Source organism: Sutcliffiella tianshenii (assembly GCF_016908565.1).
GTDB lineage: Bacteria > Bacillota > Bacilli > Bacillales > Bacillaceae_I > Sutcliffiella_A > Sutcliffiella_A tianshenii.
On sequence record NZ_JAFBED010000018.1, the window covers coordinates 1 to 13,215 of the forward strand.

A 13,215-nucleotide genomic window follows, 5' to 3' on the forward strand; every position below is an offset into this window, starting at 1 on the left:
AAAGTTGTTCCATATCCACGCTCAAGTGGCTCGACGACGAATTTACCAGAGTTGGCGTCATCGCTGATTTCAACCGTTTCGAGGTTTGGTTTTTCGATTTCTAACATTCATAACCCTCCTTCAAAACGTCGAAACCCCGGAAAGACAGTGATGTCTAACCGAAATTCCCCATAGGTATGTCCCGATTGTGCACAACAACAACATTTAATTATCTGTATAATTTACAAACTGTATCATCAGCCATTATTGACATGTATACAAATTCTATACAGACAAATTAAACACGGCGACGTTTTGGTGGGCGGCAACCGTTATGAGGTACTGGGGTTACGTCTCTGATAGCAGTTACTTCAAGACCAGCTGCTTGTAAAGCACGGATCGCTGCTTCACGACCTGCACCAGGACCTTTAACTGTAACTTCAAGAGTTTTCAAACCGTGCTCCATGCAAGCTTTAGCTGCAGTTTCAGCTGCCATTTGTGCTGCGAATGGAGTGGATTTACGAGAACCTTTGAAGCCAAGAGCTCCTGCACTGGACCATCCAATTGCGTTTCCGTGAGAGTCAGTAATCGTAACGATTGTGTTATTGAATGTAGAACGGATATGCGCGATACCAGTATCAATATTCTTTTTCACACGGCGTTTACGTGTATTAGTTTTACGTGCCATATTTCTTACCTCCTTACTTACTTGAAATTATTTCTTTTTGTTCGCTACAGTACGACGAGGACCTTTACGTGTACGAGCATTGTTTTTAGTGTTTTGACCACGAACCGGTAAACCACGACGGTGGCGAAGACCACGGTAGCAACCAATCTCGATTAGACGTTTAATGTTAAGAGATACTTCACGACGAAGGTCACCCTCAACTTTAATTTTATCTACGATATCACGAATTTTTCCTAATTCTTCTTCCGTTAAGTCGCGTACACGAGTTTCCTCAGAAACACCTGCTTCAGCTAAAACTTTCTCAGCTGTTGGACGACCAATACCGAAAATGTATGTTAATGAAATTACAACGCGCTTGTCGCGAGGAACATCAACACCAGCAATACGTGCCATATATGCGCACCTCCCTCAAGTTATCCTTGTTTTTGTTTGTGTTTCGGGTTTTCACAAATAACCATAACTTTGCCTTTTCTACGAATAACTTTACATTTTTCGCAGATCGGCTTCACAGATGGTCTCACTTTCATCTTATATTACCTCCCTGATAGTACGGAGTGCTAAAATAGGTTTATTTAAAACGATACGTAATTCTACCGCGTGTTAAATCGTATGGAGAAAGCTCCACCGTTACTTTATCTCCTGGCAGGATTCGAATAAAGTGCATACGAATTTTCCCAGATACATGAGCCAATACCGTATGACCATTTTCCAATTCTACTTTAAACATAGCATTTGGTAAAGTCTCAACGACCGTACCTTCTACTTCAATTACATCGTCTTTCGCCATTAATTAAGTTCTCCCTTCTTCAAATCAGTAACAAGCACATCGACAAACTTTGTTAGCACGAACCTAAGTTTCCCATTTGTCACACGGCCTGTTTCGATCACTGTTCTGAACTTCTGGAGACACGTAATCATAACATTCTGCGCAAGCCTTTAAGGCATTAGGCTTTTGTTAAGATCTCGTAGCCTGTTTCTGTAATAGCGACCGTATGTTCAAAATGAGCACACATTTTACCGTCAACAGTAACAACAGTCCAGTCATCTGCTAACGTTTTAACGTAGCGGGTTCCTGCATTGACCATTGGCTCAATTGCGAGGACCATACCAGGTTTTAACCGTGGACCTTTATTAGGAGGTCCATAATGTGGAATTTGCGGGTCTTCATGTAAGTCTTGACCAATTCCATGGCCTACATACTCTCTCACGATTGAAAAATCATGTGCTTCTGCATACGTTTGGATCGCATGAGAAACGTCAGAAAGACGAGCGCCCGGTTTTACTTCCTTGATGCCTTCATACAATGATTGCTCCGTGACTTCAAGTAATCGCTTTGTTTCATCGGAAATGTTACCGACAGCATATGTCCAGGCGGAATCGCCGTGGTAACCATTATACTTCGCACCAATATCTATGCTAATGATATCACCGTCTTTTAATACTCTATCGCCGGGGATACCATGAACAAGTTCTTCGTTAACAGAAGCACAAATGCTTCCGCGAAAACCATTATACCCTTTGAACGAAGGAATTGCATCATGTTTGCGTATGAATTTCTCAGCAATATCATCCAATTGTTTCGTCGTTACGCCAGGTACAATATGTTTTTTCAATTCTTGATGGGTAAGTGCAACGATTCTGCCAGCTTCTCTCATGATTTCAAGCTCACGAGGAGTTTTACAGATGATCATTACGCAAGACCTCCAAGAAGTTTTTCAATATCAGTGAACACTTCGCCGATTGGCTGCTGTCCATCGATGTTTTGAAGATAGCCTTTAGACTCATAGAAGTCCAATAGAGGCTTTGATTGTTTCACATTCACTTCCAAACGGTTGCCGACAGTTTCTTCATTGTCATCAGCACGCTGATAAAGTTCACCGCCGCACTTATCACAAACCCCTTCCTCACTTGGAGGATTGAATACAAGATGATAAGTAGATCCGCAATCTTTGCAAATCCTTCTTCCAGTAAGACGTTCCATCAAGATGCTTTGGTCCACATTAACATTGATCACATAATCAATTTTGCGGCCAAGATCTTCAAGCATTTGCTCCAAGGCTTCTGCTTGAGGAACCGTTCTTGGGAAGCCATCCAATAGGAATCCGTTTTTGCAATCTTCTTTTTCAAGTCTTTCACGAACGATACCGATCGTCACTTCATCAGGAACAAGCTGACCTTGATCCATAAAAGACTTTGCTTTAAGGCCTAGTTCAGTTCCTTCCTTCATAGCAGCACGAAACATATCTCCGGTTGAGATATGAGGGATATTGTACTTTTCGACAATTCGTTCTGCTTGAGTACCTTTACCGGCACCCGGAAGTCCCATTAGAACTAAATTCATCTTAATGCCCCCTCAGTCTCTTGTGAAGTATATTGGGATAATGCTATCCCAATTACTTCATTACTTGATAAACCCTTTATAGTGACGCTTCACTAACTGACTTTCAAGTTGCTTCATCGTTTCAAGTGCAACACCTACAACGATGAGGATACCAGTACCACCAATCTGAACGGCTGGCGGAAGGTCAGCTATTTTCATAAAGATTACAGGTAGAACAGAGATTCCAGCCAAGAACAACGCACCAACAAAAGTCAGTCGGTAGATGATCTTAGTCAGGTATTCCTGTGTGTTCTGACCAGGACGAATTCCTGGAATATATCCGCCTTGCTTCTTTAAGTTTTCTGCCATCTGCTCAGGATTAGACTGAACAAACGTATAGAAATAAGTAAAGGCAATAATAAGAGCTACATAAACTACCATACCGATCGGCTTCGTGTAATCGAATGTGCTTTGGATCCACTGAGTTACATCATTAGGCCCAAAGAACGACGCGATGGTAGGTGGTGTGATGATAAATGATACTGCAAAGATAACCGGAATTACCCCTGCTGCATTCACTTTTAATGGTAAGTGTGAGGAATGTCCGCCAACAGGATTGCGTCCCGAAACTTTCTTTGCATACTGGATCGGAATTTTACGCAATGCTTGTTGGATAAAGATTACTCCTACGATAACAGCCAGGATTGCAAGGATAATAAGAGCAACGATAACTAGATTTAGGAACAACTGATCTCCAGCATCCTGAATTTGTTGTGCATAAATCTGGTTGGCTCCATTTGGAATGGCAGCGACGATACCAGCGAAAATCAGGATGGAAATACCATTCCCGACTCCGTGTGCTGTGATCTGCTCACCAAGCCACATTAAGAATGCCGTTCCTGCTGTCAACACTAAAGCGATTAAAAGATAAGTAGTGGGTGTCGGGTTGGAAATAAGCTGGCCTTGAGCCAAGTTATTAAACCCGATAGACATACCAATTGCCTGGATAAATCCAAGCACAATAGTAAAGTATCTAGTGAATTGAGCTAATTTGCGACGTCCAACTTCTCCTTGTTTTGACCATTCCGTAAACTTTGGAACAACATCCATTTGCAATAGCTGCACAATGATTGATGCTGTGATGTATGGCATTATACCCATGGCAAGAATTGAGAAGTTTTGTAAAGCTCCACCACCGAAGGTATTCAAGATACCGAACACACTAAACTCATCCTGAAATTTCAATATGTCAGAGTTTACCCCTGGTACTGGGATAAACGTACCGATACGGAATATGATTAACATTAGTAGGGTGAAGACTATTTTCTTTCTTATATCACCCACGCGCATAAAATTGGAGAATGTCTGGAACATTAGATCACCTCAACTGAACCGCCAGCTGCTTCGATAGCTTCTTTAGCTGCTGAGGAGAATTTATGAGCACGAACTGTAAGCTTTTTCTCGATAGAACCGTTACCCAATACTTTCAAACCAGCGTTTAGTTTGCTAACTAAACCTGTTTCAAGAAGTAATTCAGGTGTAACTTCTGTACCATCTTCAAAGCGGTTTAACGCATCAAGGTTGATGATTGCATACTCTTTACGATGAATGTTCGTGAATCCGCGCTTTGGTAAGCGTTGGAATAGAGGTGTTTGACCACCTTCGAATCCAGGACGAACGCCACCGCCTGAGCGTGCATTTTGACCTTTATGACCTTTACCAGAAGTTTTACCGTTACCAGAACCAGTACCGCGACCAACACGGTTACGTTCTTTACGAGATCCTTCGTTAGGTTTTAACTCATGAAGTTTCATTGTGGCACCTCCTTATTTAAAAAACCGTTTCTTTTATTGCTCTTTCACAGTAACAAGGTGAGATACCTTGTTAATCATTCCACGGATAGCTGCGTTATCCTCATGGACAACTGTTTGGTGCATCTTCTTCAAACCAAGAGTTTGAACAGTCGCACGTTGATCTTGTGGACGACCGATTACACTGCGAGTGAGGGTGATTGCTAATTTGTTCGCCATTTTGTTTCCCTCCTTATCCTAACAGTTCTTCTACCGTTTTACCACGCAATTTAGCAACGTCCTCTGCACGTTTCAATTGCTTCAATCCGTCGATTGTTGCACGGATCATGTTGATTGGTGTGTTAGATCCTAAAGATTTAGAAAGGATGTCTTGAACACCCGCTAACTCAAGTACCGCACGAACTGGTCCTCCAGCGATAACCCCAGTACCCTCAGAAGCAGGCTTCAATAGGATTTCCCCAGAACCGAACTCTCCAAGTACTTGGTGAGGAATTGTTGTACCAACGATAGGTACAGCAACTAAGTTCTTTTTCGCATCTTCAATTGCTTTACGGATAGCTTCAGGTACTTCTTGAGCTTTACCAGTACCGAAACCAACATTACCGTTCTTATCTCCTACTACTACTAGAGCAGCAAAGCGGAAACGACGTCCACCTTTTACTACTTTCGCAACGCGGTTAACCGTAACAACGCGTTCTTCAAGTTCTAATTTGTTTGGATCAATGCGACGCATCAGTGTCCCTCCTTTTCCGATTAAAATTCTAAACCAGCCTCACGTGCAGCATCTGCTAATGCTTTCACACGTCCGTGGTATAAGTATCCACCGCGGTCGAATACTACTGATTTAATTCCTTTTTCAATTGCGCGCTTCGCAACTAGTTCTCCAACTGCTTTAGCGGACTCAACGTTACTTCCGTTAGCCTCAACGCCTTTATCAAGTGTAGAAGCACTCACGATTGTCACAGAGTTCGAATCATCGATCACTTGAGCATAAATGTGTTGGTTTGAACGGAACACATTTAAACGTGGACGAGTTGCAGTTCCTGATAACTTAGCACGAACACGAGTGTGTCTTTTCTTACGAGTAGAATTTTTATCAGGTTTTGTAATCATCTTGCAGTCACTCCTTTCTATCTGCTTATGCGGTCTTACTTCGCAGTTTTACCTTCTTTACGACGTACATGTTCACCTTCATAACGAATACCTTTACCTTTGTAAGGCTCTGGTGGGCGAACGTCACGGATGTTAGCTGCTAAAGCACCTACGCGCTCTTTATTGATACCTTTGATAAGGATCTTTGTGTTTGTTGGAACTTCGACTTCGATACCTTCTTCTGGTGTGATTTCAACCGGATGAGAGTACCCAACGTTAAGAACTAGCTTGTTACCTTGCTTGGAAGCACGGTAACCAACCCCGATAAGTTCTAATCCTCTTTCGAAACCTTTTGTTACACCTTCAACCATGTTGTTTAAAAGTGCACGAGTTGTTCCGTGGATTGTACGGTGTTCTTTGCTTTCAGAAGGACGCACAACTGTTAGTACGTTTTCTTCTATTGTAATAGCCATATCTTGGCTGAATGTACGAGTTAATTCACCTTTAGGACCTTTTACGGTAACTGTGTTGTTGTCGTTTGTAATTGTAACCCCAGCCGGGATTTCAATAGGTTTTTTACCTACACGTGACATTTAGTTACACCTCCGTTCATTTAAAGAAATTATTACCAAACGTACGCTAATACTTCTCCACCAGCTTGTTTTTGACGAGCTTCTTTATCAGTGATAACACCTTGAGAAGTAGAGATGATCGCAATACCTAAACCGTTTAATACACGAGGTACCTCGTTAGCTTTTGCATATACACGAAGACCAGGCTTACTGATACGCTTAAGACCAGTAATAACACGCTCGTTGTTAGCGCCGTATTTCAAGAAAATACGAATGATACCTTGTTTGTTGTCTTCGATAAATTCAACGTCACGTACGAAACCTTCACGCTTTAAGATTTCAGCAACTTCTTTTTTGATTTTAGAAGCAGGAAGTTCAAGCTTCTCGTGACGTACCATGTTCGCATTGCGGATGCGAGTAAGCATATCTGCAATAGGATCTGTCATAACCATTTAATTTACCTCCTTCCCAATTATCGGGTTTTACCAACTTGCTTTTTTCACGCCAGGAATTTGGCCTTTATAAGCTAATTCACGGAAACAAATACGGCAAAGCTTAAATTTACGGATTACAGAGTGGGGACGACCACAACGTTCGCAACGAGTATAAGCTTGCACATTATGTTTAGGTGTGCGTTTTTGTTTCGCAATCATTGATTTTTTAGCCACATTTTCGCCTCCCTCTACCACACGCTGGTATTATTTTTGGAATGGCATTCCGAATGATGTCAAAAGCTCACGAGCTTCTTCATCAGTGTTGGCAGTAGTAACGATAACGATATCCATACCACGTACCTTGTTAACTTTATCGTAATCAATTTCCGGGAAGATAAGCTGCTCTTTAACACCAAGAGTGTAGTTTCCACGGCCGTCGAAAGACTTCTTAGAGATACCACGGAAGTCACGAACACGAGGTAAAGATACAGATACTAACTTATCTAGGAATTCGTACATACGCTCACCGCGTAATGTAACTTTCGCGCCGATTGGCATTCCTTCACGAAGACGGAAGCCCGCGATAGATTTTTTCGCTCTAGTTACAACAGGTTTTTGACCAGTGATAGAAGATAATTCTTCTACAGCAGCGTCTAACGCTTTAGAGTTAGCAACAGCTTCACCAACACCCATGTTGATAACGATTTTCTCAAGCTTTGGAGCTTGCATCACAGATTTATAGTTAAACTTGCCCATTAGAGCAGGAATAATTTCGCTTTGATACTTTTCTTTTAGGCGGTTCATCAAAAGTACCTCCTTTCTTCAAAAGTCTATTTATCTAATTGTTCACCTGATTTTGTTGCAACACGTACTTTTTTACCGTCAACTACCTTGTATCCTACACGAGTAGGTTCACCGGATTTCGGATCTAAAGGCATAACGTTTGATACATGAATAGGCGCCTCACGGTTGATGATTCCACCTTGAGGGTTTTCTTGTGATGGTTTAGCATGCTTTTTCACGATGTTAATACCTTCTACAAGAACACGGTCTTTCTTAGGAAAAGATTCAAGGATCACTCCTTGTTTACCTTTATCCTTACCAGAGATAACTACAACTTTATCACCTTTTTTTACATGCATCCTTTCGCACCTCCTTGACACATTCATTTCTTATATTAAAGTACTTCTGGAGCTAAAGATACAATCTTCATGTAGTTGTTATCACGTAATTCACGTGCAACTGGTCCGAAGATACGAGTTCCACGAGGGCTCTTATCATCTTTGATAATTACGCATGCGTTCTCATCAAAACGGATATATGAACCGTCATTACGACGAACTCCACGTTTAGTACGAACTACTACAGCCTTCACTACGTCACCTTTTTTAACAACGCCTCCTGGTGTTGCTTGTTTCACTGTACAAACAATAACATCACCAATGTTCGCGTAACGACGACCAGATCCACCTAATACTTTAATTGCCAGTACTTCACGAGCACCTGAGTTATCAGCAACTTTCAAACGAGATTCTTGTTGAATCATGCATGGTACCTCCCTTCGGAATTACTATCCGAACTTAAATATTAGATAATTACAGCTTTCTCTACTACTTCTACTAAACGGAAACGCTTTGTTGAAGATAACGGACGTGTCTCCATGATCTTAACGATATCGCCAGTCTTAGCTGCGCCAGTTTCATCATGCGCTTTGTACTTTTTAGAGTACTTAACACGTTTGCCGTAGAGTGTGTGAGTTTTGTAAGTTTCAACTAGTACTGTGATTGTTTTATCCATTTTGTCGGAAACAACACGACCAGTGTAAACTTTACGTTGGTTACGTTCACTCATTTTCGCGAACCTCCTCTTAATTATTTGTTAGAAGCGATCTCTCTCTCGCGAACTACTGTTTTCATACGAGCGATTGACTTACGCACTTCGCGAATACGAGCAGTGTTTTCTAATTGACCAGTCGCTAATTGAAAGCGTAGGTTGAATAACTCTTCTTTTAAAGATTTCACTTTTTGTTCAATCTCGGCAGTGGTTAAGTCGCGTAGTTCATTAGCTTTCATTAGTTTCACCACCAATTTCTTCACGTTTTACGAACTTACATTTAACTGGTAGCTTGTGCGCAGCCAAACGTAATGCTTCACGTGCAATTTCCTCAGATACACCTGAAATTTCAAACATAACCTTTCCAGGTTTAACAACTGCTACCCATCCTTCAGGAGCACCTTTACCGGAACCCATTCGGACCTCTAGAGGCTTTGCAGTGTATGGTTTTGAAGGGAAAATTTTAATCCAAACTTTACCGCCACGTTTCATATAACGAGTCATCGCACGACGTGCTGCTTCGATTTGACGGTTAGTGATCCAAGATGCTTCAAGAGATTGTAATCCGAACTCTCCGAAGTGTACCTCAGTACCGCCTTTCGCTTTACCACGCATTTTTCCACGATGTTCGCGGCGATATTTTACGCGTTTTGGTAATAACATAATTATTTTCCTCCTTCCTCAGTTTTCTTCTTCGTAGGAAGGACCTCTCCACGGTAGATCCATACTTTCACACCTAATTTACCGTAAGTTGTATCAGCTTCTGCTGTACCATAGTCAATATCAGCGCGAAGAGTATGAAGTGGAACTGTACCCTCACTATAATGTTCAGAACGAGCGATGTCTGCTCCGCCTAGGCGACCAGATACCATCGTTTTAATACCTTTCGCACCAGCGCGCATTGCACGTTGAAGTGATTGCTTTTGTGCACGACGGAAAGATACACGGTTTTCTAATTGACGAGCGATGTTTTCAGCTACCAATTTAGCGTCAAGATCAGCTCTCTTGATTTCAAGGATGTTGATGTGTACACGTTTACCAGTTAATTGGTTCAATGCTTTACGAAGTGCTTCAACTTCAGTACCGCCTTTACCGATAACCATTCCTGGTTTAGCAGTGTGAACAGTAACGTTTAAGCGATTTGCAGCACGTTCGATTTCTACTTTAGATACAGAAGCGTCATTCAGACGTTTTGCGATATATTCACGAACTTTGATATCTTCATGAAGCAGGTTAGCATAATCTTTTCCTGCGTACCATTTGGACTCCCAGTCACGAATGATACCAACACGAAGACCGATAGGATTTACCTTTTGACCCACTGATTATCCCTCCTTCTTTTCTGATACCACGATTGTAATGTGGCTAGTGCGTTTGTTAATTTGACTCGCACGACCCATTGCACGAGGGCGGAAACGTTTTAAAGTTGGTCCTTCATTCACGTATGCCTCAGTAACGATTAGGGCGTTTGCGTCCATTTCAAAATTGTGCTCTGCGTTAGCAATAGCGGACTTGAGAACTTTTTCGATTACTGGTGAAGCAGCCTTTGGAGTTAACTTCAAAATAGCTACTGCTTCGCCTACTTGCTTGCCTCGAATTAAATCCATAACTAGACGAGCTTTACGAGGAGCAATACGAACTGTTCTTGCAACAGCTTTAGCTTGCATGTAAAAGCCTCCTCTCTAATTAGCGTTTTGTTTTCTTATCATCATTAGCGTGACCTTTGTAAGTACGAGATGGAGCGAATTCTCCAAGCTTGTGACCTACCATGTCTTCTGTCACATATACTGGTACGTGTTTACGGCCATCATATACAGCGATTGTATGTCCGATAAATTGTGGGAAAATAGTAGAACGACGAGACCAAGTTTTTACGACTTGTTTACCCTCAGTTTCATTTAACTTTTCAATCTTTGTCATTAAATGATCATCTACAAAAGGCCCTTTTTTCAAGCTGCGACCCATGTGGAAACCTCCCTTCGTGATTGCTCTACGGCTCCTGTGAACCGTAGTACAACCCCGTTATTTTTTACGACGACGAACGATAAATTTGTCAGACTTGTTTTTCTTCTTGCGAGTTTTGTAACCAAGAGTTGGTTTACCCCAAGGAGTCATAGGTGACTTACGTCCGATTGGTGAACGTCCTTCACCACCACCGTGTGGGTGATCGTTAGGGTTCATTACAGAACCACGTACAGTTGGGCGAATACCCATCCAACGGGAACGTCCTGCTTTACCAATGTTGATAAGTTCGTGCTGTTCGTTACCAACTTGACCTACAGAAGCGCGGCAAGTGGAAAGAATCATGCGAGTTTCACCGGAAGTTAAACGTACAAGTACGTATTTACCTTCTTTACCAAGTACTTGTGCAGATGTACCTGCAGAGCGAACCAATTGTCCACCTTTACCTGGTTTTAATTCGATGTTGTGGATTACAGTACCTACTGGGATGTTGATTAGTGGTAGTGCATTACCCACCTTGATATCTGCTTCAGGGCCAGACATTACTGTCATTCCCACTTCTAAGTTCTTAGGAGCTAGAATGTAGCGCTTTTCCCCATCTGCATAGTTGATTAACGCGATATTGGCGGAACGGTTTGGATCATACTCAATTGTAGCAACGCGTCCTGGTATACCATCTTTATCACGTTTGAAGTCGATGACGCGGTATTGACGTTTGTGTCCACCACCTTGGTGACGTACAGTCAATTTACCTTGGTTATTACGACCACCTTTTCTGTGTAACGGTTGTAGCAAGCTTTTTTCTGGTTTGTCTGTAGTGATCTCAGCAAAATCAGAAACTGTCATGCCACGACGTCCATTAGAGGTTGGTTTGTATTTTTTAATCGCCATCATGTTCCCTCCTTTTCGTTGATGATTTTATTTTTTTATTAAACCTCGAAGAATTCGATTTCTTTGCTATTTTCTTTTAATGTTACAATAGCTTTTCTACGACGGTTAGTTAATCCGCTATGACGACCTACACGACGGAATTTACCTTTGTAGTTCATGATGTTTACTTTCTCGACAGTTACGCCAAAGATCACTTCGACAGCATCTTTAACTTCAGTCTTGTTAGCTCTAACATCCACTTCAAAAGTGTATTTCTTTTCTGTCATTAAATCAGTAGAACGCTCAGTAATCACGGGGCGCTTAAGAACATCACGATGATCTCTCATTATGCAAGCACCTCCTCTAATTTTTGAACAGCGTCTTTCGTAAAGATTACTTTGTCATGGTTTACAACGTCTAGTACGTTTACACCATTTACAGTAACAACAGTTACTCCAGGGATATTACGAGCAGATAAAGCAACGTTTTCGCTGTCGTCAGCTGTTACGATTAACGCTTTACGAGTGATTTCTAAACCTTTAAGTACAGAAGTCATTTCTTTTGTTTTTGGTGCATCAAAAGCTAATCCTTCTAATACTAGCAATTCGTTTTCCAATACTTTGGAAGACAATGCAGATTTGATAGCTAAGCGACGAACTTTCTTAGGAAGTTTGTAGCTGTAGCTTCTTGGTGTAGGACCGAATACGATACCACCACCACGCCATTGTGGAGAGCGGATAGATCCTTGACGAGCACGGCCAGTACCTTTTTGGCGCCATGGCTTGCGTCCACCACCTGCTACTTCAGAGCGTCCTTTTACTTTTGCAGTACCTTGACGTTGAGATGCTCTTTGCATTACTATCGCATCGAACAATACGCTGTTGTTTGGCTCAATACCGAACACAGCATCTGCTAATTCAATTTCACCGACATTGGAGCCAGCTTGATTGTATAATGCTACTTTAGGCATTTTGTAGTTCCTCCTTTCCTAAACAATTAGTTTGCTTTTACCGCACTTTTAATTGTGATCATTGCTTTTCTAGGACCAGGCACGTTACCTTTTACTAATAACAGGTTACGTTCTGTGTCTACTTTCACGATCTCAAGGTTCTGGATAGTGATGCGCTCTCCACCCATGCGTCCAGGTAAAAGTTTACCTTTGAATACGCGGTTAGGAGCAACAGGTCCCATAGAACCAGGACGACGGTGATAACGAGAACCGTGAGTCATTGGGCCGCGAGATTGTCCGTGGCGCTTGATTGAGCCTTGGAAACCTTTACCCTTTGAGATTCCTGTTACATCTACTACATCGCCTTCTGCGAAAATATCAACTTTGACTTCCTGACCAACTTCGTAAGTTCCTAAGTCTACCCCACTGATTTCACGAATGAAGCGCTTAGGTGCTGTGTTAGCTTTAGCAACGTGTCCTTTTTCAGGCTTGTTCGCTAATTTATCACGCTTGTCAGCAAAACCGATTTGAACTGCTTCATAACCGTCTGCTTCAACAGTTTTAACTTGAAGTACTACGTTTGGAGTAGCTTCGATTACTGTTACAGGGATAAGATCGCCGTTTGCAGCAAAAACTTGAGTCATACCTATCTTTTTTCCTAAGATTCCTTTGGTCATTAGTCACACCTCCTGAATAATTAAGTAT

27 protein-coding genes and 2 pseudogenes are annotated in these 13,215 nt (G+C 41.9%); all 29 read right to left on the minus strand.

Annotation, left to right across the window (positions count from 1 at the left end; all coding sequences use genetic code 11):
- Window positions 1–107: pseudogene (locus tag JOC95_RS20560) on the minus strand (DNA-directed RNA polymerase subunit alpha); the annotation flags it as partial.
- A gap of 170 nt (window positions 108–277) precedes the next feature.
- Window positions 278–667 carry a 30S ribosomal protein S11 gene (gene rpsK, locus JOC95_RS20565; RefSeq protein WP_204419993.1) on the minus strand — a complete coding sequence of 130 codons (390 nt, stop codon included), beginning with the start codon at window positions 665–667 and terminating at the stop codon, window positions 278–280.
- 27 nt (window positions 668–694) lie between these two features.
- The gene (gene rpsM, locus JOC95_RS20570; protein ID WP_078382537.1) at window positions 695–1,060 is read right to left on the minus strand and encodes a 30S ribosomal protein S13; all 366 of its coding nucleotides are present in this window, start codon (window positions 1,058–1,060) and stop codon (window positions 695–697) included.
- 20 nt (window positions 1,061–1,080) lie between these two features.
- Complete coding sequence (gene rpmJ, locus JOC95_RS20575) at window positions 1,081–1,194, minus strand: 50S ribosomal protein L36 (RefSeq protein WP_003156543.1); 114 nt, start codon at window positions 1,192–1,194, stop codon at window positions 1,081–1,083.
- A gap of 41 nt (window positions 1,195–1,235) precedes the next feature.
- Window positions 1,236–1,454 carry a translation initiation factor IF-1 gene (gene infA, locus JOC95_RS20580; RefSeq protein WP_003348578.1) on the minus strand — a complete coding sequence of 73 codons (219 nt, stop codon included), beginning with the start codon at window positions 1,452–1,454 and terminating at the stop codon, window positions 1,236–1,238.
- Window positions 1,432–1,586: pseudogene (locus JOC95_RS21480) on the minus strand (KOW domain-containing RNA-binding protein); the annotation flags it as partial. The pseudogene JOC95_RS21480 and the gene infA, both read right to left, overlap by 23 nt.
- 25 nt (window positions 1,587–1,611) lie before the next feature.
- Window positions 1,612–2,358, minus strand: a complete 747-nt coding sequence (map, locus tag JOC95_RS20585; protein WP_010191515.1) for a type I methionyl aminopeptidase — start codon at window positions 2,356–2,358, stop codon at window positions 1,612–1,614.
- Window positions 2,358–3,008: an adenylate kinase gene (locus tag JOC95_RS20590; RefSeq protein WP_204419995.1), complete on the minus strand. Its 651-nt coding sequence runs from the start codon at window positions 3,006–3,008 to the stop codon at window positions 2,358–2,360. The genes map and JOC95_RS20590 overlap by 1 nt, the downstream gene beginning before the upstream one ends.
- Window positions 3,009–3,068: 60 nt before the next feature.
- Window positions 3,069–4,361, minus strand: coding sequence for a preprotein translocase subunit SecY (secY, locus tag JOC95_RS20595; RefSeq protein WP_204419997.1), 1,293 nt, complete (start codon window positions 4,359–4,361; stop codon window positions 3,069–3,071).
- Window positions 4,361–4,801, minus strand: coding sequence for a 50S ribosomal protein L15 (gene rplO, locus JOC95_RS20600; protein WP_204419999.1), 441 nt, complete (start codon window positions 4,799–4,801; stop codon window positions 4,361–4,363). The genes secY and rplO overlap by 1 nt, the downstream gene beginning before the upstream one ends.
- Window positions 4,802–4,834: 33 nt before the next feature.
- Window positions 4,835–5,017 carry a 50S ribosomal protein L30 gene (rpmD, locus tag JOC95_RS20605; RefSeq protein ID WP_060666596.1) on the minus strand — a complete coding sequence of 61 codons (183 nt, stop codon included), beginning with the start codon at window positions 5,015–5,017 and terminating at the stop codon, window positions 4,835–4,837.
- A gap of 13 nt (window positions 5,018–5,030) precedes the next feature.
- Window positions 5,031–5,531: a 30S ribosomal protein S5 gene (gene rpsE / locus JOC95_RS20610; RefSeq protein ID WP_204420001.1), complete on the minus strand. Its 501-nt coding sequence runs from the start codon at window positions 5,529–5,531 to the stop codon at window positions 5,031–5,033.
- Between the two features lie 20 nt (window positions 5,532–5,551).
- On the minus strand, window positions 5,552–5,911 hold the full coding sequence (gene rplR, locus JOC95_RS20615) for a 50S ribosomal protein L18 (RefSeq protein ID WP_204420003.1): 360 nt from the start codon (window positions 5,909–5,911) through the stop codon (window positions 5,552–5,554).
- Window positions 5,912–5,946: 35 nt separating this feature from the next.
- Window positions 5,947–6,483, minus strand: a complete 537-nt coding sequence (gene rplF / locus JOC95_RS20620) for a 50S ribosomal protein L6 (RefSeq protein WP_204420005.1) — start codon at window positions 6,481–6,483, stop codon at window positions 5,947–5,949.
- 32 nt (window positions 6,484–6,515) lie between these two features.
- A complete protein-coding gene (rpsH, locus tag JOC95_RS20625; protein ID WP_010191507.1) occupies window positions 6,516–6,914 on the minus strand; it encodes a 30S ribosomal protein S8 in 399 nt (132 codons plus the stop codon).
- Between the two features lie 30 nt (window positions 6,915–6,944).
- Window positions 6,945–7,130: a type Z 30S ribosomal protein S14 gene (locus JOC95_RS20630; protein WP_010191505.1), complete on the minus strand. Its 186-nt coding sequence runs from the start codon at window positions 7,128–7,130 to the stop codon at window positions 6,945–6,947.
- A 30-nt stretch (window positions 7,131–7,160) separates the two neighbouring features.
- Complete coding sequence (rplE, locus tag JOC95_RS20635) at window positions 7,161–7,700, minus strand: 50S ribosomal protein L5 (protein WP_204420007.1); 540 nt, start codon at window positions 7,698–7,700, stop codon at window positions 7,161–7,163.
- A gap of 26 nt (window positions 7,701–7,726) precedes the next feature.
- Complete coding sequence (gene rplX, locus JOC95_RS20640; protein WP_204420009.1) at window positions 7,727–8,038, minus strand: 50S ribosomal protein L24; 312 nt, start codon at window positions 8,036–8,038, stop codon at window positions 7,727–7,729.
- Window positions 8,039–8,073: 35 nt separating this feature from the next.
- On the minus strand, window positions 8,074–8,442 hold the full coding sequence (gene rplN, locus JOC95_RS20645; RefSeq protein ID WP_010191501.1) for a 50S ribosomal protein L14: 369 nt from the start codon (window positions 8,440–8,442) through the stop codon (window positions 8,074–8,076).
- Between the two features lie 41 nt (window positions 8,443–8,483).
- Window positions 8,484–8,747: a 30S ribosomal protein S17 gene (gene rpsQ / locus JOC95_RS20650; RefSeq protein ID WP_204420012.1), complete on the minus strand. Its 264-nt coding sequence runs from the start codon at window positions 8,745–8,747 to the stop codon at window positions 8,484–8,486.
- 20 nt (window positions 8,748–8,767) lie between these two features.
- Window positions 8,768–8,968 carry a 50S ribosomal protein L29 gene (gene rpmC / locus JOC95_RS20655; RefSeq protein WP_010191499.1) on the minus strand — a complete coding sequence of 67 codons (201 nt, stop codon included), beginning with the start codon at window positions 8,966–8,968 and terminating at the stop codon, window positions 8,768–8,770.
- Window positions 8,958–9,392, minus strand: coding sequence for a 50S ribosomal protein L16 (gene rplP / locus JOC95_RS20660; protein ID WP_204420014.1), 435 nt, complete (start codon window positions 9,390–9,392; stop codon window positions 8,958–8,960). Before rplP ends, rpmC begins: the two co-directional genes overlap by 11 nt.
- A 2-nt stretch (window positions 9,393–9,394) precedes the next feature.
- On the minus strand, window positions 9,395–10,051 hold the full coding sequence (rpsC, locus tag JOC95_RS20665) for a 30S ribosomal protein S3 (RefSeq protein ID WP_204420016.1): 657 nt from the start codon (window positions 10,049–10,051) through the stop codon (window positions 9,395–9,397).
- 3 nt (window positions 10,052–10,054) lie between these two features.
- On the minus strand, window positions 10,055–10,396 hold the full coding sequence (gene rplV, locus JOC95_RS20670; RefSeq protein ID WP_204420018.1) for a 50S ribosomal protein L22: 342 nt from the start codon (window positions 10,394–10,396) through the stop codon (window positions 10,055–10,057).
- A 19-nt stretch (window positions 10,397–10,415) separates the two neighbouring features.
- On the minus strand, window positions 10,416–10,694 hold the full coding sequence (gene rpsS / locus JOC95_RS20675; RefSeq protein WP_204420020.1) for a 30S ribosomal protein S19: 279 nt from the start codon (window positions 10,692–10,694) through the stop codon (window positions 10,416–10,418).
- Between the two features lie 57 nt (window positions 10,695–10,751).
- Window positions 10,752–11,582, minus strand: a complete 831-nt coding sequence (gene rplB / locus JOC95_RS20680; protein ID WP_204420085.1) for a 50S ribosomal protein L2 — start codon at window positions 11,580–11,582, stop codon at window positions 10,752–10,754.
- A gap of 38 nt (window positions 11,583–11,620) precedes the next feature.
- Entirely contained in the window at window positions 11,621–11,908 is a 288-nt protein-coding gene (gene rplW / locus JOC95_RS20685) for a 50S ribosomal protein L23 (protein WP_204420022.1), read from the minus strand.
- On the minus strand, window positions 11,908–12,531 hold the full coding sequence (gene rplD / locus JOC95_RS20690; RefSeq protein ID WP_204420024.1) for a 50S ribosomal protein L4: 624 nt from the start codon (window positions 12,529–12,531) through the stop codon (window positions 11,908–11,910). The genes rplW and rplD overlap by 1 nt, the downstream gene beginning before the upstream one ends.
- Before the next feature lie 26 nt (window positions 12,532–12,557).
- Window positions 12,558–13,187 carry a 50S ribosomal protein L3 gene (gene rplC / locus JOC95_RS20695; RefSeq protein ID WP_204420026.1) on the minus strand — a complete coding sequence of 210 codons (630 nt, stop codon included), beginning with the start codon at window positions 13,185–13,187 and terminating at the stop codon, window positions 12,558–12,560.
- Window positions 13,188–13,215: the final 28 nt, after the last annotated feature.

What these genes read in the sequence shown, in the direction of transcription:
- rpsK (WP_204419993.1), bottom strand. Translation starts at nt 667, where the DNA reads ATGGCACGTAAAACTAATACACGTAAACGCCGTGTGAAAAAGAATATT.
- rpsM (WP_078382537.1), bottom strand. Translation starts at nt 1,060, where the DNA reads ATGGCACGTATTGCTGGTGTTGATGTTCCTCGCGACAAGCGCGTTGTA.
- rpmJ (WP_003156543.1), bottom strand. Translation starts at nt 1,194, where the DNA reads ATGAAAGTGAGACCATCTGTGAAGCCGATCTGCGAAAAATGTAAAGTT.
- infA (WP_003348578.1), bottom strand. Translation starts at nt 1,454, where the DNA reads ATGGCGAAAGACGATGTAATTGAAGTAGAAGGTACGGTCGTTGAGACT.
- map (WP_010191515.1), bottom strand. Translation starts at nt 2,358, where the DNA reads ATGATCATCTGTAAAACTCCTCGTGAGCTTGAAATCATGAGAGAAGCT.
- JOC95_RS20590 (WP_204419995.1), bottom strand. Translation starts at nt 3,008, where the DNA reads ATGAATTTAGTTCTAATGGGACTTCCGGGTGCCGGTAAAGGTACTCAA.
- secY (WP_204419997.1), bottom strand. Translation starts at nt 4,361, where the DNA reads ATGTTCCAGACATTCTCCAATTTTATGCGCGTGGGTGATATAAGAAAG.
- rplO (WP_204419999.1), bottom strand. Translation starts at nt 4,801, where the DNA reads ATGAAACTTCATGAGTTAAAACCTAACGAAGGATCTCGTAAAGAACGT.
- rpmD (WP_060666596.1), bottom strand. Translation starts at nt 5,017, where the DNA reads ATGGCGAACAAATTAGCAATCACCCTCACTCGCAGTGTAATCGGTCGT.
- rpsE (WP_204420001.1), bottom strand. Translation starts at nt 5,531, where the DNA reads ATGCGTCGCATTGATCCAAACAAATTAGAACTTGAAGAACGCGTTGTT.
- rplR (WP_204420003.1), bottom strand. Translation starts at nt 5,911, where the DNA reads ATGATTACAAAACCTGATAAAAATTCTACTCGTAAGAAAAGACACACT.
- rplF (WP_204420005.1), bottom strand. Translation starts at nt 6,483, where the DNA reads ATGTCACGTGTAGGTAAAAAACCTATTGAAATCCCGGCTGGGGTTACA.
- rpsH (WP_010191507.1), bottom strand. Translation starts at nt 6,914, where the DNA reads ATGGTTATGACAGATCCTATTGCAGATATGCTTACTCGCATCCGCAAT.
- rplE (WP_204420007.1), bottom strand. Translation starts at nt 7,700, where the DNA reads ATGAACCGCCTAAAAGAAAAGTATCAAAGCGAAATTATTCCTGCTCTA.
- rplX (WP_204420009.1), bottom strand. Translation starts at nt 8,038, where the DNA reads ATGCATGTAAAAAAAGGTGATAAAGTTGTAGTTATCTCTGGTAAGGAT.
- rplN (WP_010191501.1), bottom strand. Translation starts at nt 8,442, where the DNA reads ATGATTCAACAAGAATCTCGTTTGAAAGTTGCTGATAACTCAGGTGCT.
- rpsQ (WP_204420012.1), bottom strand. Translation starts at nt 8,747, where the DNA reads ATGAGTGAACGTAACCAACGTAAAGTTTACACTGGTCGTGTTGTTTCC.
- rpmC (WP_010191499.1), bottom strand. Translation starts at nt 8,968, where the DNA reads ATGAAAGCTAATGAACTACGCGACTTAACCACTGCCGAGATTGAACAA.
- rplP (WP_204420014.1), bottom strand. Translation starts at nt 9,392, where the DNA reads ATGTTATTACCAAAACGCGTAAAATATCGCCGCGAACATCGTGGAAAA.
- rplV (WP_204420018.1), bottom strand. Translation starts at nt 10,396, where the DNA reads ATGCAAGCTAAAGCTGTTGCAAGAACAGTTCGTATTGCTCCTCGTAAA.
- rpsS (WP_204420020.1), bottom strand. Translation starts at nt 10,694, where the DNA reads ATGGGTCGCAGCTTGAAAAAAGGGCCTTTTGTAGATGATCATTTAATG.
- rplB (WP_204420085.1), bottom strand. Translation starts at nt 11,582, where the DNA reads ATGGCGATTAAAAAATACAAACCAACCTCTAATGGACGTCGTGGCATG.
- rplW (WP_204420022.1), bottom strand. Translation starts at nt 11,908, where the DNA reads ATGAGAGATCATCGTGATGTTCTTAAGCGCCCCGTGATTACTGAGCGT.
- rplD (WP_204420024.1), bottom strand. Translation starts at nt 12,531, where the DNA reads ATGCCTAAAGTAGCATTATACAATCAAGCTGGCTCCAATGTCGGTGAA.
- rplC (WP_204420026.1), bottom strand. Translation starts at nt 13,187, where the DNA reads ATGACCAAAGGAATCTTAGGAAAAAAGATAGGTATGACTCAAGTTTTT.